The sequence below is a fragment of the Novosphingobium sp. TK71 genome (genome assembly GCF_055361505.1).
Genome location: NZ_CM143962.1, coordinates 2,541,691 through 2,559,248 on the forward strand (window position 1 = coordinate 2,541,691; position 17,558 = coordinate 2,559,248).

General features: G+C 65.6%; 14 protein-coding genes. 6 read left to right on the top strand and 8 right to left on the bottom strand.

Features of this window, described 5'->3' with window-relative positions; all coding sequences use genetic code 11:
* Position 1: 1 nt before the first annotated feature.
* Genes ACXJ16_RS11880 through ACXJ16_RS11890 form a run of 3 tightly spaced genes read right to left on the bottom strand, consistent with a single transcriptional unit; the run spans position 2 to position 2,104 of the window.
* A complete protein-coding gene (locus ACXJ16_RS11880; protein WP_463920747.1) occupies positions 2-688 on the bottom strand; it encodes a glutathione S-transferase family protein in 687 nt (228 codons plus the stop codon).
* 58 nt (positions 689-746) lie between these two features.
* Positions 747-1,397 (bottom strand): CoA transferase subunit B, encoded by a 651-nt coding sequence (locus tag ACXJ16_RS11885; protein WP_463920748.1) that lies wholly within the window; start codon positions 1,395-1,397, stop codon positions 747-749.
* A complete protein-coding gene (locus ACXJ16_RS11890; RefSeq protein ID WP_054434644.1) occupies positions 1,397-2,104 on the bottom strand; it encodes a CoA transferase subunit A in 708 nt (235 codons plus the stop codon). The genes ACXJ16_RS11885 and ACXJ16_RS11890 overlap by 1 nt, the downstream gene beginning before the upstream one ends.
* Positions 2,105-2,190: 86 nt before the next feature.
* On the opposite strand from ACXJ16_RS11890, the gene ACXJ16_RS11895 reads away from it, so the two are divergent.
* The 5 genes from ACXJ16_RS11895 (at position 2,191) to ACXJ16_RS11915 (ending at position 9,406) form a co-directional block, all read left to right on the top strand.
* The gene (locus tag ACXJ16_RS11895; RefSeq protein WP_463920749.1) at positions 2,191-3,084 is read left to right on the top strand and encodes a LysR family transcriptional regulator; all 894 of its coding nucleotides are present in this window, start codon (positions 2,191-2,193) and stop codon (positions 3,082-3,084) included.
* A 63-nt stretch (positions 3,085-3,147) separates the two neighbouring features.
* Positions 3,148-3,930, top strand: coding sequence for a universal stress protein (locus ACXJ16_RS11900; protein WP_054434648.1), 783 nt, complete (start codon positions 3,148-3,150; stop codon positions 3,928-3,930).
* Between the two features lie 589 nt (positions 3,931-4,519).
* On the top strand, positions 4,520-6,835 hold the full coding sequence (locus ACXJ16_RS11905) for a CDC48 family AAA ATPase (RefSeq protein WP_054434650.1): 2,316 nt from the start codon (positions 4,520-4,522) through the stop codon (positions 6,833-6,835).
* Between the two features lie 95 nt (positions 6,836-6,930).
* Positions 6,931-7,710 carry a glutaminyl-peptide cyclotransferase gene (locus ACXJ16_RS11910; protein ID WP_324697735.1) on the top strand — a complete coding sequence of 260 codons (780 nt, stop codon included), beginning with the start codon at positions 6,931-6,933 and terminating at the stop codon, positions 7,708-7,710.
* A 112-nt stretch (positions 7,711-7,822) separates the two neighbouring features.
* On the top strand, positions 7,823-9,406 hold the full coding sequence (locus tag ACXJ16_RS11915) for an ABC-F family ATP-binding cassette domain-containing protein (protein WP_324697733.1): 1,584 nt from the start codon (positions 7,823-7,825) through the stop codon (positions 9,404-9,406).
* A 21-nt stretch (positions 9,407-9,427) separates the two neighbouring features.
* On the opposite strand, the gene ACXJ16_RS11920 is transcribed toward ACXJ16_RS11915, so the two are convergent.
* Positions 9,428-10,570, bottom strand: coding sequence for a mechanosensitive ion channel family protein (locus tag ACXJ16_RS11920; protein ID WP_324698997.1), 1,143 nt, complete (start codon positions 10,568-10,570; stop codon positions 9,428-9,430).
* Between the two features lie 144 nt (positions 10,571-10,714).
* The gene (polA, locus tag ACXJ16_RS11925) at positions 10,715-13,555 is read right to left on the bottom strand and encodes a DNA polymerase I (protein ID WP_463920750.1); all 2,841 of its coding nucleotides are present in this window, start codon (positions 13,553-13,555) and stop codon (positions 10,715-10,717) included.
* 222 nt (positions 13,556-13,777) lie between these two features.
* On the opposite strand from polA, the gene ACXJ16_RS11930 reads away from it, so the two are divergent.
* The gene (locus ACXJ16_RS11930) at positions 13,778-14,098 is read left to right on the top strand and encodes a hypothetical protein (protein ID WP_054440919.1); all 321 of its coding nucleotides are present in this window, start codon (positions 13,778-13,780) and stop codon (positions 14,096-14,098) included.
* 85 nt (positions 14,099-14,183) lie between these two features.
* Here ACXJ16_RS11930 and ACXJ16_RS11935 read toward each other — a convergent pair whose 3' ends face one another.
* The 3 genes from ACXJ16_RS11935 to groES form a co-directional block, all read right to left on the bottom strand.
* Positions 14,184-15,140, bottom strand: a complete 957-nt coding sequence (locus tag ACXJ16_RS11935; protein ID WP_324698996.1) for a serine hydrolase — start codon at positions 15,138-15,140, stop codon at positions 14,184-14,186.
* 294 nt (positions 15,141-15,434) lie between these two features.
* The gene (groL, locus tag ACXJ16_RS11940; protein WP_054440921.1) at positions 15,435-17,078 is read right to left on the bottom strand and encodes a chaperonin GroEL; all 1,644 of its coding nucleotides are present in this window, start codon (positions 17,076-17,078) and stop codon (positions 15,435-15,437) included.
* Between the two features lie 48 nt (positions 17,079-17,126).
* Entirely contained in the window at positions 17,127-17,414 is a 288-nt protein-coding gene (gene groES / locus ACXJ16_RS11945; RefSeq protein ID WP_054440923.1) for a co-chaperone GroES, read from the bottom strand.
* Positions 17,415-17,558 lie beyond the last annotated feature (144 nt).

The window sequence follows — 17,558 nt, forward strand, 5'->3', positions numbered from 1 at the left end:
ATCAGGCCCCGTTCCGATAATCCGCGATGACTTCGCCGCAATCGGCGAGTTCCGCTTCGTGGCCTTCCTCGCGCCATGCCTCGCCCAGCGCTTCGGCTTCCCACTGCTTCATCGCCGGATGTTCGAGCACGGCATCGACCCAGACCTGGCAGGTGCCGACATCAAGGCCATAAGTGCGGATGCGGAAGGCGACCGGCGCGAAGAACGCATCCAGCGCGGTGAAGCTGTCCCCCGCCAGCCATGGCCCGCCGAAGCGGGACAGGCCCTCGCCGAAGATTTCGCGCAGGCGGGCAACGTCGCGCACCAGTTCCGGGCGCATCGCCTTGGGCCGGACCCGCACGCCGACGTTCATCGTGCAGTCGTTGCGCAGGGCGGAGAAGCCGCCGTGCATCTCGGCCACCGCGCATTGCGCGAAGGCGCGCGCGGCATCGTCGGCGGGCCAGACGCCGGGGTGGCGGTCGGCCAGATAGAGGGTGATGCCCAGCGAATCCCACACCGTCCGTTCGCCGTCGACCAGCGCCGGAACCTGCCCGGTAGGCGAGAAGCTGCGGAAGGCCTCGTAATTGGCGGGGGCGGTGAAGGGCTCGATCCGATCGGTGAAATCGATCCCCAGCGCCTTCATCAGCACCCAGGGCCGCAGTGACCAGCTGGAGTAGTTCCGATTGGCGGTAATCAGTGTGTAAGCCATCCGGAACTCTCCTCTGTTTGAAAATCCGCCGAGGGCGGATTTTGCGGCACCGCGACTCTCAAGTCACATAATGCGCCGTGGTCTTAGCGGCGACTTCATCGGCCGTCACGCCCGGTGCCAGTTCGATCAGCCGGAACGAGCTCTGGTGGTCCACCCGCTGGAACACGGCAAGGTCGGTGACGATCATGTCGACCACGTTCTTGCCGGTCAGCGGCAGGGTGCAGGCCGGGATGAACTTGGGATCGCCGTTCTTCGCGTTGTGCTCCATGACGACGATGATCTTCTTCACGCCGGCCACGAGATCCATCGCGCCGCCCATGCCCTTGATCATCTTGCCGGGGATCATCCAGTTGGCGATGTCGCCGTTCTCGGCGATCTCCATCGCGCCCAGCACGGCCAGGTCGATATGGCCGCCGCGGATCATGCCGAAGCTGGTGGCGCTGTCGAAATAGGCCGACTGCGGCAGTTCGCTCACCGTCTGCTTGCCCGCGTTGATAAGGTCGGGATCGACTTCATCGGCATAGGGAAACGGCCCGATGCCGAGCATTCCGTTTTCCGACTGCAGCGTCACGGTCATGCCGGTGGGCACATGGTTCGCCACCAGGGTCGGGATGCCGATGCCGAGGTTCACGTAGAACCCGTCCTGAAGCTCCTTCGCCGCGCGGGCGGCCATTTCGTCTCTGCTCCAGCCTTTAGTGTCTTGGGACATCAGGCGGTCTCCCTCTCGCGGGTCGTCATGAATTCGATCTTCTTGTCGTAAGGCGCGCCCAGCACGAGGCGCTGGACGAAGACGCCGGGCAGGTGAATGCCGTCCGGATCGAGCGAGCCGGTGGGGACGATCTCCTCCACCTCGACCACGCAGACCTTGCCGCACGTGGCGGCAGGCACGTTAAAATTGCGCGCGGTCTTGCGGAACACGACGTTGCCGGTCTCATCCGCCTTCCACGCCTTCACGATCGAAAGGTCGGCGAAGATGCCTTCCTCGAGGATATATTCCTCACCCCGGAAGACCTTCACTTCCTTGCCCTCGGCCACTTGCGTGCCGACGCCAGTCTTGGTGTAGAAGCCGGGAATGCCGGCGCCGCCGGCGCGCATGCGTTCGGCCAGCGTGCCCTGCGGGCAGAATTCGACTTCCAGTTCGCCCGAGAGGAACTGGCGTTCGAACTCCTTGTTCTCGCCCACGTAGGACGAGATCATCTTCTTCACCTGCCGGGTGCGCAGTAGCTTGCCGATGCCTTCGTTGTCGATCCCGGCGTTGTTGGAGGCGAAAGTCAGGTCCTTCACACCGGAATCACGCAGGGCATCCAGCAGGCGCTCGGGGATGCCGCAAAGGCCGAAGCCCCCGGCGGCGATGAGCAGCCCGTCCTTGAGCAGTCCGTCCAGCGCCGCCGCGGCGCTGGGATAGATCTTGTTCATGAAATTCTCCCGTTTGGAGCGAACCTAGACAGCCATTCCCATTACGAATAGCGATTGTTTTTTATCGGAAGCGATAAGTCACGCTTATGAAACGTATCGCCCTCTTTCACCTTGAAACGCTGATGTGGATCGATCGGCTCGGCACGTTCGCAGGTGCGGCACAAAGACTCAATACCACCCAGCCCGCCATTTCCGCCCGCGTGCGCGAGATCGAGGAGCAGCTTGGCGTTCCCCTGTTCCAACGTGACGGGCGCCGCATGGTGCTGACCGCGCGCGGCCGCCGTCTCGTGCAGGATTGCGAGCCGCTGCGGCAGGGCCTCGAACGCGCCCTGCTCGATGCCAGCGACTTCGCGGGCGCCACCGGCACCGTGCGGATCGGCTCGGGCGAGATCGCGGCGGCAAGCTGCCTGCCGGACTTCATCGGCGCGATCGAACGCGAGCGCCCCGGCGTGACGCTGGAGATAGAGCTGGACCTCACCGCCCGGCTTCTGCAGCAACTGCTGGCGGGCACGCGGGACATCGTGTTCCTGGCGGGGCCGGTGGCCAGCCCCGGCCTGCGCACCGCGCCGATCGGTTCGGTCGAACTGGTCTGGGCGGCCAGTCCTGCCACTGCGGCGTCCGGCAAGTTCGGGGCTGCCGTCCCGGTCTGGTCGCTCCCGGACCATTCCCCGCTTCACGGCGTCACGCTGTCCACGCTGGAGGAGCAGGGGATCACGCCCCGCGCGCTCCACACCTGCAACAACGTGCGGATGCTGATCGAGATCGTCGCGCGGGGCCGGGGCGCGGCCGTGCTGCCGGAGACCATGGTGCGCGACGAACTGGCGCGCGGTACGCTTGTCGAAGTCCTGCCCCGCCCTGCGCATCACGTTCATTTCGAAGCCGCGATCCGCACCCGCGAACGCGAGCCCGTAATCCTGGATCTGTTCGAGCGCGCTGCCCGCCTCTCGATCGAAACCCTTCCGCATCCTCGGAGTTTTTGATCTTCGTCATGGCAATTCCATGACCTTGCGATACCTTGGCCGGCAGACAACGGGAGAATTACCATGCGCTCGATACTCGTGAACGCCGACCGCAAGCCCGACAGCGACGCCCGCATCGCCGCCGCGGTCGAACTCGCCCGCAATCTCGGCGGTCATCTCACGGTGCTCGTCGATACCCCGGTTTCGCGCTATATCGCCATGGACCCGATGGGCGGCAGCTACGTCATTTCCGAAGCGCTCGACAAGGCGCGGGGCGAGGATGACGCCGCCGCCGAAGCGATCGAGGCGCGGCTGACCCGCGGCGATATCCCCTTCGAAGTGATCCGCAGCGAGGAAGACCCGGTTCCCGCCCTTGCCGGAGCGGCGCGTCTTTCCGACCTGGTGGTGGTCTCGCGGTCGAGCGGGATCGCCGGACAACTGGCGATGGTCTCCCGCGCACCGGTGCTCGCCCTGCCCGAGGGCCACACGCTCTCCCTGCCGATCCGCCGCGCCTGCATCGCCTGGGACGGCGGCGAACAGTCTGCAAGCGCGCTCAAGGCGGCGGTTCCGCTGCTTCAGGGCTGCGATGCCGTGAAACTGGTGACGGTGATCGAGAAGACCGGCGGCTTCCCGGCCACGGACGCGCTGCGCTATCTCTCGCGAAACGGCATCCACGCCGAATACGAGGAGCACGAAAGGCGAGGCTCGACCGAGGAAACCCTCGCCGTCGCCGTGAACCAGTCTCACGCGGAACTGCTGGTGATGGGCGCTTACGGCAAGAGCAGGCTGCGCGAATTCCTGTTCGGCGGCGTCACCGCCTATTTCCTTTCGGAAGCGAGCGCGCCCGCGGTCCTGTTCTCGCACTGATCCGCCTGCCGGGCACGTCCCGGCCATATGTCATCTGAAAAAGGGCGTCGGTGCCGGTCACCGGCGCCTTTTGCTTTCCCATTACGGCAATTCAGGCTTTTCGGATCAGATACTTAGCAAGGACAGGAAATTCCGCACCGCAACAGTCAACGTTTGCAGCGCTCCGGCGATCCGCATCGCCTTGACGATTGCGTCAAGGATAAGCCGAAGTGCAGTTCATGTTTTAAGTTGTTGTTTTTATTGATTCAGTCATTGATTACCCCGTGTAGTTACGCCCTGCGCAACCATGGTTGCACCGTTTGCAACCGTTCTTTTGTGTTTTCGCACTTGCACAAAAGCCTGATTCGGGTCATACAGACACTGCCTTTCAGGCATCCTCTCCCAAAACTTTCACGGCCCGGTCGGCAACGCCCGGGCCTTCTTTTTGCCTTGATGAGAACAACGTTCTCAGGCGCGCCTACCGGAAACATCCGCAACGGGCACGGGTTGGTTTGAAATCCGGGAAGCCGATACCTAGTTCCAATCCACATCCCGGACGGCCCGCGCGAACCGGCGCGGCGTCGGAACCGGGAGCACGGAAAGGACACCCATGGCGGACGCCCCAACCCATGTCGACGAACGGACGGTGAAGCTGCAGGTCGCGGCAGCCCGGCAGGAAGAGAGCGGCCAGGGCATCGCTCGCCTCTCGCGCGGTTCGCTCTCGGCGATCGGCGCGATGGAAGGCGACGTACTCGAATTGACGGGCAAGTCGGTAACTGTCGCCCGCGCGGTCCTCGCCTATGCCGAGGACGAAGGCCTCGAAGTCATCCGCCTCGACGGCCTCCAGCGCGGCAATGCCGAAGTCGGCTCGGGCGATCACGTTACCGTGCGCAAGGCCGAATCCCGCCCGGCGCAGCGCGTGGTCTTCGCCCCCGCCCAGAAGGACATGCGCCTTCAGGGCCCCCCGGCCGCGCTCAAGCGCAACTTCTTCCAGCGCCCGATGGTGCAGGGCGATCTCGTCGCCACCACCGGCCAGCAGCAGGTCGCGGACATTCCCCCGCAGCTTCGCCGCATGTTCAATGCGCCGGCCTATGCGCTGACGCAGATCCGCCTCAACGTCGTCTCCACGACGCCGCGCGGCATCGTCCACATCGACGAGAACACCGAAGTGGAACTGCGCGAGACCTTCGAGGAAGCGCACGACGCCCGCGGCGACGTCAACTATGACGACGTCGGCGGCATGAGCGACACCATCCGTCAGCTGCGCGAGATGGTGGAACTGCCGCTGCGTTATCCCGAACTGTTCACCCGCCTCGGCGTCGCCCCGCCGAAGGGCGTGCTGCTCCACGGCCCGCCGGGCACCGGCAAGACCCGCCTGGCACAGGCCGTGGCGAACGAGAGCGAGGCCAGCTTCTTCTCGATCAACGGTCCCGAGATCATGGGATCGGGCTATGGCGAGAGCGAGAAAGCGCTGCGCGAAGTCTTCGAGGAAGCCACCAAGGCCGCGCCCGCGATCATCTTCATCGACGAGATCGATTCGATCGCGCCCAAGCGCAGCCAGGTGCACGGCGAGGCGGAAAAGCGCCTCGTCGCCCAGTTGCTCACGCTGATGGACGGGCTCAACAGCCGCGCCCACGTCGTCGTCATCGCCGCCACCAACCGGCCCGATGCCATCGACGAGGCACTGCGCCGTCCCGGCCGCTTCGACCGCGAAATCGTGATCGGCGTCCCTGACGAGGCCGGCCGCCGCGAGATCATCGGCATCCACACGCGCGGCATGCCGCTGGGCGACAAGGTGGACCTGGGCGAGCTTGCCCGCACCACGCACGGCTTCGTCGGGGCCGACCTGGCCGCACTTGCCCGCGAAGCGGCGATCGAGGCGGTGCGCCGGATCATGCCCCGGCTCGACCTCGAGGCCCGCACCATCCCGCCCGAAGTGCTGGAAGACCTGCAAGTGATCCGCGAGGACTTCGTGGCCGCGCTCAAGCGCGTCCAGCCTTCGGCCATGCGCGAGGTCATGGTGCAGGTTCCCAATATCGGCTGGGCCGACATCGGCGGACTGGACGAAGCGCAACTCAAGCTCAAGGAAGGCGTCGAGCTTCCGCTCAAGACGCCCGAAGCCTTCCACAAGCTGGGTATCCGTCCGGCCAAGGGCTTCCTCCTCTACGGCCCGCCCGGCACCGGCAAGACGCTGCTCGCCAAGGCCGTTGCCAAGGAGGCCGAGGCCAACTTCATCTCGATCAAATCGTCCGACCTCCTCTCGAAGTGGTACGGCGAGAGCGAGCAGCAGATCGCCCGCCTCTTCGCCCGCGCCCGCCAGGTCGCGCCCTGCGTGATCTTCATCGACGAGATCGACAGCCTCGTGCCCGCACGCGGCATGGGCGGCGGTGGCGGCGAACCGCAAGTCACCTCGCGCGTGGTCAACACGATCCTCGCCGAGATGGACGGGATGGAGGAATTGCAATCGGTCGTGCTGATCGGCGCCACCAACCGCCCGGCCCTTGTCGATCCGGCGCTGCTGCGGCCGGGCCGCTTCGACGAACTGGTCTATGTCGGCACCCCGGACGAGGCCGGGCGCGAGCATATCCTCGGCATCCACACCGGCAGGATGCCGCTGGCGGACGACGTCTCCCTGCATGACATCGCCGCGCGGACCGAGCGCTTCACCGGCGCCGATCTCGAGGACGTGGTACGCCGTGCCGGCCTCATCGCCATCCGCAAGCGCGGAGCCGAAGTGGAGCAGGTCCGCCGCGAGGACTTCGAGGACGCCCTCGAAGACAGCCGCGCCACCGTGACCGAGGAAATGGAGGCCGAGTACGAGCGCATGAAGGGCGAACTCAAGAAGCGGGCCATGGAAGTGATCCCGATCGGCTTCATCGCCCCCGGCATGGTCGAATCCCGCCGCGAAAAGAAGCACGGCGATTGAGCGATGCCGTCGTCCCGGACCCGGTCCGGGACGACGGCATCCTCCCAACCCCATCGCCCCTTGCGGAGGCCGCGCCCTTGCGGCACCTGCATCGCATGAATTCTCCCGTCCGCGCCCTGCTCGCCGCTGCACTCGCCCTCACCGCTGCCCCTGCCGTGCAGGCGAAGGACGTGCCGGTCTGCACCTACCGCATCGACAATGCCTTTCCCCACGATACCGGCGCCTTCACCGAAGGCCTCCTGTTCGATCAGGGCCTGCTTTATGAAAGCACCGGCCAGAAGGGCGATTCCCGCATCGTCGTCCGCAAGCTGGAAACGCTCGATCCGGTGAGGGAGGCCGAGGTCGATCCTTCCGTCTTCGGCGAAGGCCTGGTGGACTGGAAGGACCAGCTCATCAGCCTCACCTGGCGGGACCGCATCGGCTATCGCTGGGACCGCAAGTCGCTGAAGCTGCTGGGAACATTCTCCTACGAGGGTGAAGGCTGGGCCATGACCCGCAGCGGGAACACGATCTACCAGAGCGACGGCTCCGCCAGCCTGCGCCTGCGCGATCCGGCAACGATGCGCCAGACCGGCAGCCTTGCCGTTACCGCAGATGGCCGGCCGGTGGAAAATCTCAACGAACTCGAATGGATCGACGGCGAGATCTGGGCCAATGTCTGGATGACCGACCGCATCGCCCGGATCGATCCCCGGACCGGCAAGGTATCGTCCTGGCTGGACCTGACGGGGCTGCGCGAACAGGCTGGCGGCGCGGGCGTGGACGCCGTGCTGAACGGCATCGCCTGGGACGCCGCAGCGCGGCGCGTGCTGGTGACCGGCAAGAACTGGAACCAGATATTCCAGATCACCCCGATCTGCCCGAAAGGCGGCTGACTTGCTCCACCGGGGCGGTTCGGCTAAAGGGTAGCCCGCAAGCAAGGGAATGGATCGATGGACAACTGAGCACATAGCCCGTTTTTCCCAAACGCTATCTGCCGGTGTTCGCATGACATTCCTGACAATTGACCGCGTGGCCTGCTCGGCCCCCGACGGTACTCCCCTCTTCACTGACCTCACTTTCTCGCTCGGCCGCGAAACGCTGGGCCTCGTCGGCCGCAACGGCGCGGGCAAGAGCACGCTGCTGCGCGCGATCGCCGGGGATGTGCCGGTCTCCGAAGGAACGATCGTGCAGCAGGGCCGCGTGGGCCTGCTGCACCAGCTTCCGCCGGACGAACATGCCAGCGTGGCCGCGGCGCTGGGACTTTCCGAACAGTTCGCCCGGCTCGAACGCATCACCGAGGGCCGGTTCGAGGACGGCGATTTCGACCTCGCCGACTGGACCCTGGCCGAGCGCTTCGAAAAGGCCGCGGCGCTTGCCGGCTTCGCCGATCTCGATCCGCAGCGGACCCTCGCCAGCTTCAGCGGCGGCCAGCGCACCCGCCTGATGCTGACCGGGCTTCTGATGGACGAGCCGGACGTGCTGCTGCTCGACGAACCCACCAACAATCTTGACGAGGCCGGGCGCAAGGTCGTGGCCGACCTGCTTGACGGCTGGAGCGGCGGCGCCCTTGTCGCCAGTCATGATCGCGAGCTGCTGCGCCTTGCGGATCGTATCGTCGAACTGACCGGGGTGGGAATCCACATGGTCGGCGGCGGATGGGATGCCTTCGACGAACAGCGAAGCGCCGAACGGGCCCGCGCGTCAGCGGCGCTCGAACGCAGCGAGGACGCCCTGCGCCACGCCCGCCGTGAAAAGCAGCAGGAGGCCGAGAAACAGGCCCGGCGCGACAGCAAGGGCCGCAAGGATGCGGCAAGGGGCGGCGATCCGAAGATCCTGCTCGGCGCGCGGCGGCAGCGGGCCGAGGAGAGCGGCGGCCGCCAGCGCAAGCTGGGCGACGAACTCGTCGGCCGGGTGCAGGAACGGCTGGATGTGGCCCGGCGCGACGTGGAAGTGCTCGCCCCCATCCACATCGATCTGCCCCCCTGTCACCTGCCCTCGGGCCATACCCTGATCGAGGCGCACGGTCTGGCCTGCACGCGCGGCGGACGGCGCCTGTTCGGCCCGCTCGATCTTGTGCTGCGCGGACCGCAGCGGATCGCGATTTCCGGCCCCAACGGTTCGGGCAAGACCAGCCTGATCCGCATACTCGCCGGAATCGACCGGCCCGACGCGGGAGACATCCGCGCCGATACCGCCCGCTTCGCGCTGCTCGACCAGCACGTCTCGCTTCTTGGCGAAGGCGGTACCGTGCTCGATGCCTACCTGCGCCTCAATCCCGATGCCGACCGCCACGCCGCCCATGCCGCGCTCGCCCGCTTCGGTTTCCGCAATGCCTGGGCACAGCGCGAGATCGCCGGCCTTTCAGGGGGTGAGCGAATGCGGCTGGCGTTGGCCTGCCTGTTCACGCGCAAGGACGTGCCGTGGCTGCTCGTCCTCGACGAGCCGACCAACCATCTCGACCTCGCTTCGGTGGAGATGCTGGAGCAGGCGTTGCGGGGCTATGACGGCGCGATCCTCTGCGTCAGCCACGACGGGGATTTTCGCGAGGCGATGGGCCTTGGCGAGACAATCCTGCTGGGCGAGGGCTAGCGGGACGATCGCCCGCCGCCGTCAGTTCGGCTGCCGGGCCTCGCCATTGGCCGAAGCCGCGACCAGTTCCGCCAGCCCCGCCGTCGCCCCCATCTCCACCGGGCCGACCGGCAGCGTGCGGCGCCTTACCAGCGCCTCGGGCTGGCTGCGTCTGATCCAGTCCATCATGCTTTCCCGGATCTCGCAGCGCAGGTCGAACAGCGTCGGGCCATCCTTCGCGCTCATCAGCAGGCGAACCTCGATCGCATCGTCCTTGCAGTCGGTCACCTGAAGGATCTGCGCGCGCCTGTCCCAGAGGCGGTGGGCCTGGATCTGCCGTGTATATTCTTCTCGGATCGGTCCGATCTCGGTGCCCTGGTCAAGGTAGAGGAACACCGTGCCGAGAAGCTGAGAGGTGGTCTTGGTCCAGTTCTGGAAGGTATCTTCGAGAAAGCGGTTGGACGGCACCACCAGACGGCGATCGTCCCACAGCCGGACGACCACGTAAGTCGTGCGGATATCCTCGATGCGGCCCCATTCCCCGTCGAGGATGATGACATCGTCGATGGAGATCGGCTCGGTCATCGCCATCTGGAAGCCCGCGATCAGGGCCTTCAGCGCAGGCTGCGCCGCCGCGCCAACCGCGAGGGCCGCAAGCCCGGCGGAAGCCATCAGCGTAACGCCGATCTCGCGCACCCCGGGCACCGAGGCGAGCATCCCGGAAACCGTCAGGAACACGATCAGGAACGTGCCGATGCGGCTGAAGATCGCCAGCCGCGTGCGGCGGCGGCGGGCGTTGCGGTTGTTCTCTACCGAAATGTCCGCCCGCACGATCATCGCTTCGACGAACGCCCGCAGCACCGCCACCGCGACCCAGCCGGTCAGCAGCGGCATGACGAACGGCGCGAAGCGTTCCCACACCGCTTCCAGCGCAGGCGTCTCCCGCGCGGCCAGAACCACGCCCATGGCGAGGAACGCCCAGCGCGTGGGCCGGTTGAGGCGATTGACGACGATGTCGTCCGCCTCGCTCGCGCTCCGGTTGGTGATGCGGTGCAGGATACGGAACAGCACGGCATGGGCCAGCAGCGCCAACGCCAGGCCGAGCATGGCCGCGAGAACCGCCATGAGGGGCCGCTCGGCCCACGAAGGCAACCCGGCGAGGATGCTGTCGATGAACTGGATCATGGTGATGAAACGATGCTGCACTGCAGCAGTTTCATCCGCACGCTCGGTTCATCGGCCTTGCGGGGCAGGTCGGAGAAAGAAATGCCCCGGATTCGGACCAATCCCGTCGTCCCGGATCGGGTCCGGGACGACGGGAAACTGGCTTCAGTGTGCCGCGCCCCAGCTCAGGCCGGAGCCGATCTCGACGCCCAGCGGCACGTCCAGCGACACCGATGGCTCGGCCGCGCCCGCCATGACCGCGCGGATCACCTCGGATGCGGCCGCCACGTCGGCTTCGGGCAGTTCGAACACGAGTTCGTCGTGTACCTGCAGCAACATGCGGACATGGCCGAGACCCGCCGCTTCGAGCGCCGGGTTCATGCGGACCATGGCGCGCTTGATGATGTCGGCGCTGGTGCCCTGGATCGGCGCATTGATCGCCGCGCGCTCGCTGCCCTGACGCTCGGCGCCGTTCTTCGAGGTGATGCGCGGGAACCAGGTCTTGCGGCCGAACAGCGTCTCCGAATAGCCGCGCTCGCGCACCTGTTCGAGCGTGTGGACGATGTAGCGCTGGATGCCCGGGAAACGCTCGAAATAACGATCGATCATCGCCTGCGCCTCGTCGGCCTCGGTACCGAGACGCCCGGCGAGGCCCCAGCGCGAGATGCCGTAGAGAATTGCGAAGTTGATCGTCTTGGCGCGTCCGCGCGTATCTCGGTCCACCGTGCCGAACATCTCCATCGCCGTGCGCGAGTGGATATCCTCGCCCTGCGCGAAGGCTTCCTTCAGGCTCGGCACGTCGGCCATGTGCGCGGCAAGGCGCAGTTCGATCTGCGAATAGTCCGCGGCGAGCAGGACGTGGCCCGGCTCGGCCACGAAGCAGTCGCGGATCTGGCGGCCGATCTCGGTGCGGATCGGGATGTTCTGGAGGTTCGGATCGGTGGAAGACAGGCGCCCGGTCTGTGCGCCGACAAGGCTGTAGCTGGTGTGGACACGCCCGGTCTTCGGGTTGATCGCCGCCTGAAGCGCCTCGGTATAAGTGGAGCGCAGCTTGGAAAGCTGGCGCCATTCCAGCACCTTGGTCGCCACTTCGGCGCCTTGCGAGGCGAGGCCTTCCAGCACCGACTGGTCGGTGGAATACTGGCCGCTCTTGCCCTTCTTGCCGCCCTTGTAGCCAAGCTTCTCGAACAGGATGTCGCCCAGCTGCTTGGGGCTGCCGATGGTGAATTCCTGCCCGACCTTGCCATGGATCTCGCCTTCCAGCGCGCCGATGGCCTCGGCGAACTGGCTGGAGAGCCCGGCCAGCTTCTCCCGGTCCACCTTGATGCCATGGCGCTCCATCTGGGCCACGACGGGGATCAGCGGACGGTCCACGCGCTCGTAGATGCGCGTGCCGCCCTCATCGGACAAGCGCGGCTTGAGCAGCTTGTGCAGCCGCCAGGTGACGTCGGCATCCTCGGCCGCATAAGGCGTGGCCCGGTCGAGCGGGACTTCGCCGAAGGGGATCGCCTTCTTGCCGGTACCGCAAACGTCCTTGAACGCCATCGTCTTGTGCGAAAGGTGGCGCTCGGACAGTTCGTCCATGCCGTGACCGCCGCCGATACCCTCGATCTGGCGGCCCGCGTCGAGGCAGAAGCTGACGATCATGGTATCGTCCACCGGCGCCACGTCTATGCCGTGGCGAGCCAGGACGTTGAGGTCGTACTTGATGTTCTGGCCGACCTTGAGAACCGCATCGCTTTCCAGCAGCGGCTTGAGCAGCGCCAGCGCGGTCTGAAGCGGCACCTGCTGCGGCTTCTCGGCGAACATGTCGGTGCCGCCGTGGCCCAGCGGAATGTAACAGGCATCGTTCGGCCCGAGCGCGAGGCTGATGCCGGCAAGGTCCGCCTTCATCGCATCCAGCATCGAGGTCTCGGTGTCGACCGCCACCACGTGGGCAGCCAGCGCCCGCGCCACCCAGCGCTCCAGCGCCTCGACCGTCTGCACGCATTCGTAGGCGGCATAGTCCACCGCCGGCCATTCCGGCAGCGGCTGACGCGCAGCGCCTTCGCCGGGACCGCTACCCGCGGTGACGGGCTTGGCCGGATGAAGCTGCGTTGCCCGTTCCGGGCTGCCATTGCCCGCGCCAAGGCGCTTGAGCAGGCTGGTGAAGCCGTGCTTGCCGAGGAAATCGGCGAGCGGCTGCGGCGGGATCGCGTCCAGCTTGAAGTCCTCCAGCGCCATCGGCAGCGTGCAGTCTTCCTTCAACGTGACCAGCACCTTGGACAGACGCGCCTGCTCGGCCTGTTCGATCAGGCGTTCCTGCAGCTTGGACTTCTTCATCGACGGCGCGGCGGCGAGCGCGGATTCGAGATCGCCATAGTCCTGGATCAGCTTGGACGCGGTCTTGGGGCCGACGCCGAAAACGCCGGGCACGTTATCGACAGAGTCGCCCATCAGCGCCAGCACGTCGCCCACCTTCTCGGGCGGGACGCCGAACTTCTCGACCACTTCGGGAATGTCGATCCGCTGGTTCTTCATCGTGTCCAGCATGTCTACGCAGCCGCCGCCGATGCCGCATTTGCCGACGAGCTGCATCAGGTCCTTGTCCGAGGACACGATCGTCACGTCCCAGCCCTGCGCGGCGGCGGCGCGGGCGTAGGAGGCGATGAGGTCGTCCGCCTCGAAGCCCGCTTCCTCGATGCAGGGGAGCGAGAACGCGCGTGTCGCGTCCCGGATCAGCGGGAACTGCGGAACCAGGTCTTCCGGCGGCGGCGGCCGGTTGGCCTTGTAGTCCTCGTAGATGTCGTTGCGGAACGAATGACTTCCGGCATCAAGGATCACCGCAAGGTGGGTCGGGCCGTCGGCCTTGTTGAGGTCGTCCGCCAGCTTCCACAGCATCGTCGTGTAGCCGTAGACCGCGCCGACCGGCGTCCCTTCGGGGTTCGTCAGGGGCGGCAGGCGGTGATAGGCGCGGAAGATATAGGCCGAGCCGTCGACGAGATAGAGATGCTGCTTGGAATCCATGGCACGATCCGTAGCAGCGTGGGCACCGGCCGTCAGCAGCCCAGTGCGACGAGACGGGTGAAATCGCCGGGAACAAATTCGCTCCACCGCCGTTTGCCCGCGACTGCTTGAAACGCATTTGCGACCGGCTTAGTTTCGCTCCCCACGGGGCGAAGCCGCCCGCATCTGCGCGGATGGGCTCACGGGGTTTGTCTTTTCAGCAAACGAGGGAATACCGAAATTATGCGCAAGATCGTTATCGTCGCCACTGCCGCCGCCGCGGCCCTGTCGCTCGCCGCCTGCTCGGAAAAGACGCAGGACGCCGCCTCCGACACCGCAACCTCGGCCGCGAGCGACTTCTCGGAAGCCGCCGAAGACGTGGGTGACACCGTCAACGATCTCGGCGCCAAGGCCTCCGATGCCGCCGACGATACCAAGGACGCCGCCAAGGACGCCCTGAAGCAGGCCGAAAAGACCACGGACGATATCGCCGCAGACGCCGAAAAGGCCGCTGCCGACGTGACCGACGCCGAAGGCCAGCCGCACGACACCCCGCAGCACTGAGCCGCCGGGCAGACAACGAAAAAGGCGCCGGAGACAGTGTCTCCGGCGCCTTTTTTCATGCCCCCCGGTTTTTCATGCCCCCCGGTCAGCGCGCGGCGGTGCGATAACCCGGAGCTTCGGCCAGATAGCCGTTGTAGATGGTGCGGGCGATGCTGGCGATGCGCGCTTCGCGGTTCGGGCGCGTGCCCTGCCCGGTAACGTAGATCGCCACGGCATAAGCGTGGCCGTCCGCCGTCTCGATGATGCCGATATCGCTGGACGTGTTGTTGAGCGAACCCGTCTTGTGCGAAACCGAGACTTCCGCCGGCAATCCGGCACGAATGCGGCGCTTGCCGGTCACGCAGCGGCTCATCGCGCCCAGCAGCACATCGCGGCCCTGCTGGCTCATCCACTTGCCCTGGTAGATTCCCGATAGCAGCTGGACCACGGCGATCGGGGTGGCACTGTCGCGCTTGTCCACCACCTTGGCCGGATCGATGGCGCCATCGTCACGCACCAGCGTCGCGATGTCGCGGTCGATGTGCCAGTCGTCGATACCCGTGCGGCGCACCCAGGCGTTTACCGCCGAAGGCCCGCCCACCACCTTGAGCAGGGCATCGGTGGCGTAGTTGTTGGAGCGGGTGATCATCAGCTCGATAAGCTGGCGCGCGCTCATGTAGGTTCCGGCCCGGACCGGCGCCACCGCGCTGGAAAACGGCGCGGAAGGCACCGGCACCATCAGCGGAAATTCGCTGGAAAGCGTCCACTTGCCCTTGTCCACGCCTTCGAGGAACGTCGCGGCGATGGCGATCTTGCTGGTGCTGGCCATCGGGAAACGCTGGTTCCCCAGCACGTCCACCATGCGGCCGCTGGAAAGGTCCATCGCGGCAACGCCGATACGCCCCTGCGAGGCTTCCGCCACGGCGGCCAGTTGCTTGCCGAAATCGCTCGAATAGGTTCGCGGTGCACGCTGTTCGGTGCCGAAGACCGAATCGAACGAATCCTGCACATCGTTGATGGAGCCCGCATGGGCAGGCGCCAAGGAAAACGCGGCTAGCGCCATCGCGGCCGCGGCCTGAAGGAAGCGTCGCGGTGCATTGCCGCCCCGCGAGAGGAGTTTCTCTGCCCCGATCATGCAGATCCCACCCTGTTCTTGTACATGTTCCCGAGAGTTACGCCGAACGAGATAAAACGCCAGCCTCGCGCGACGAAATGCATGACCCATGCGGGCAATTGCTTGGAATCGTAAAATCCTGTCGCTCAGATGAACGAATCCATCCGTTTTGAATCGCAAAACGAAAAAGGGCCGGAAGGATCGCTCCTTCCGGCCCCAATTCGCGTCGGTGACGTGAGCGCTTTAGAAGCCGCCCATGCCGCCCATGCCGCCCATGTCGGGCATTGCCGGCATGGAGGCCTTGTCTTCCGGCTTGTCGCTGATCGCCGCTTCGGTGGTGATCAGCAGGCCGGCGACCGAAGCCGCATCCTGCAGCGCGGTGCGAACGACCTTGGTCGGGTCGATGACGCCGGCGGCCTTCAGGTTTTCGTAGACGTCGGTGGCGGCGTTGAAGCCGATGCCTTCGTCCGACTGGTCGAGCAGCTTGCCTGCGACGACGGCGCCGTCGCTGCCGGCGTTTTCAGCGATCTGCTTGACCGGAGCCGAAATCGCCTTGCGGACGATGTCCACGCCGCGGGTCTGGTCTTCGTTGGCGCCGGTCAGGCCGTCGAGAGCGCGCGTTGCGTAAAGCAGCGCGGTGCCGCCGCCGGGGACGATGCCTTCTTCAACCGCAGCGCGGGTCGCGTGGAGAGCGTCGTCGACGCGGTCCTTGCGTTCCTTCACTTCGACTTCGGTGGCGCCGCCGACCTTGATGACGGCCACGCCGCCAGCAAGCTTGGCCAGACGCTCCTGGAGCTTCTCGCGGTCGTAGTCGCTGGTGGTGACTTCGATCTGGGCGCGGATCTGCTCGACGCGGGCCTTGATTTCGTCATGCGAACCGGCGCCGTCGACGATGACGGTGTTGTCCTTGTCGATGGTGACCTTCTTGGCCTGGCCAAGCATGCCGAGCGTGACGCTCTCAAGCTTGATGCCGAGGTCTTCGGAGATCATTTCACCGGCGGTCAGGGTCGAGATGTCGCCCAGCATGGCCTTGCGGCGATCGCCGAAGCCCGGTGCCTTGACGGCAGCGATCTTCAGGCCGCCACGCAGCTTGTTGACGACGAGCGTGGCCAGGGCCTCGCCTTCGATGTCTTCGGCGATGATGAGGAGCGGACGGCCCGACTGCACCACGGCTTCCAGGATCGGAAGCAGCGCCTGGAGCGACGACAGCTTCTTTTCGTGGATGAGGATGTACGGGTTTTCGAGCTCGACCGTCATCTTCTCGGGGTTGGTGACGAAGTAGGGCGACAGGTAGCCGCGGTCGAACTGCATGCCTTCGACGACATCGAGTTCGAATTCGAGACCCTTGGCCTCTTCAACGGTGATGACGCCTTCCTTGCCGACCTTTTCCATCGCTTCGGCAATCTTTTCGCCGACTTCGACGTCGCCGTTGGCCGAGATGATGCCGACCTGGGCGATTTCCGAAGAACCGGCAACCGCGGTCGAACGGCTCTTGAGGTTCTCGACGACCTTGAGGACGGCGAGGTCGATGCCGCGCTTCAGGTCCATCGGGTTGATGCCGGCGGCAACCGACTTCATGCCTTCGCGAACGATCGCCTGGGCGAGAACGGTCGCGGTGGTGGTGCCGTCACCGGCCTTGTCGTTAGCCTTCGAGGCCACTTCGCGCAGCATCTGCGCGCCCATGTTCTCGAACTTGTCCTTGAGTTCGATTTCCTTGGCGACCGAAACACCGTCCTTGGTGATGCGGGGAGCGCCGAAGCTCTTCTCGATCACGACGTTGCGGCCCTTGGGGCCCAGGGTCACCTTGACGGCGTTGGCGAGGGTGTCGACGCCGGCGAGAATGCGTTCACGCGCGTCGCGGCCGAACTTTACGTCCTTGGCTGCCATTTTGAATTCCTTATAGAAAATCTGTAAAAATGCAGAAAATCAGAATGCTCAGCCGATAACGCCGAGGATGTCCGATTCCTTCATGATCAGCAGGTCTTCACCGCCGACCTTGACTTCGGTGCCGGACCACTTGCCGAACAGCACGCGGTCGCCGACGGCAACGTCGAGCGGAGTGATGGTGCCGTTTTCGGCGCGGGCGCCGGTGCCGACGGCGACGATTTCGCCTTCAGCCGGCTTTTCCTTGGCGCTGTCGGGGATGATGATGCCACCGGCCGTCTTTTCTTCGGCCTCGACGCGGCGCACGAGAACACGGTCGTGCAGCGGGCGGAAAGTCATGGGATTCTCCCTACGAACTAAAAGGGCAAGAAACTGGATTGGCACTCAAGGTTGGAGAGTGCCAACGGGCGTGGATATGGTTCCCGCCGCAGGCGCCGTCAAGCAGGTCGCCTCCAAAAAATTCTCACCCGGTATGGGCGCGGG

Bases quoted from the DNA above. Each gene is read 5' to 3' on its own strand.
- ACXJ16_RS11880 (WP_463920747.1), bottom strand. From the start codon at position 688: ATGGCTTACACACTGATTACCGCCAATCGGAACTACTCCAGCTGGTCA.
- ACXJ16_RS11885 (WP_463920748.1), bottom strand. From the start codon at position 1,397: ATGTCCCAAGACACTAAAGGCTGGAGCAGAGACGAAATGGCCGCCCGC.
- ACXJ16_RS11890 (WP_054434644.1), bottom strand. From the start codon at position 2,104: ATGAACAAGATCTATCCCAGCGCCGCGGCGGCGCTGGACGGACTGCTC.
- ACXJ16_RS11895 (WP_463920749.1), top strand. From the start codon at position 2,191: ATGAAACGTATCGCCCTCTTTCACCTTGAAACGCTGATGTGGATCGAT.
- ACXJ16_RS11900 (WP_054434648.1), top strand. From the start codon at position 3,148: ATGCGCTCGATACTCGTGAACGCCGACCGCAAGCCCGACAGCGACGCC.
- ACXJ16_RS11905 (WP_054434650.1), top strand. From the start codon at position 4,520: ATGGCGGACGCCCCAACCCATGTCGACGAACGGACGGTGAAGCTGCAG.
- ACXJ16_RS11910 (WP_324697735.1), top strand. From the start codon at position 6,931: ATGAATTCTCCCGTCCGCGCCCTGCTCGCCGCTGCACTCGCCCTCACC.
- ACXJ16_RS11915 (WP_324697733.1), top strand. From the start codon at position 7,823: ATGACATTCCTGACAATTGACCGCGTGGCCTGCTCGGCCCCCGACGGT.
- ACXJ16_RS11920 (WP_324698997.1), bottom strand. From the start codon at position 10,570: ATGATCCAGTTCATCGACAGCATCCTCGCCGGGTTGCCTTCGTGGGCC.
- polA (WP_463920750.1), bottom strand. From the start codon at position 13,555: ATGGATTCCAAGCAGCATCTCTATCTCGTCGACGGCTCGGCCTATATC.
- ACXJ16_RS11930 (WP_054440919.1), top strand. From the start codon at position 13,778: ATGCGCAAGATCGTTATCGTCGCCACTGCCGCCGCCGCGGCCCTGTCG.
- ACXJ16_RS11935 (WP_324698996.1), bottom strand. From the start codon at position 15,140: ATGGCGCTAGCCGCGTTTTCCTTGGCGCCTGCCCATGCGGGCTCCATC.
- groL (WP_054440921.1), bottom strand. From the start codon at position 17,078: ATGGCAGCCAAGGACGTAAAGTTCGGCCGCGACGCGCGTGAACGCATT.
- groES (WP_054440923.1), bottom strand. From the start codon at position 17,414: ATGACTTTCCGCCCGCTGCACGACCGTGTTCTCGTGCGCCGCGTCGAG.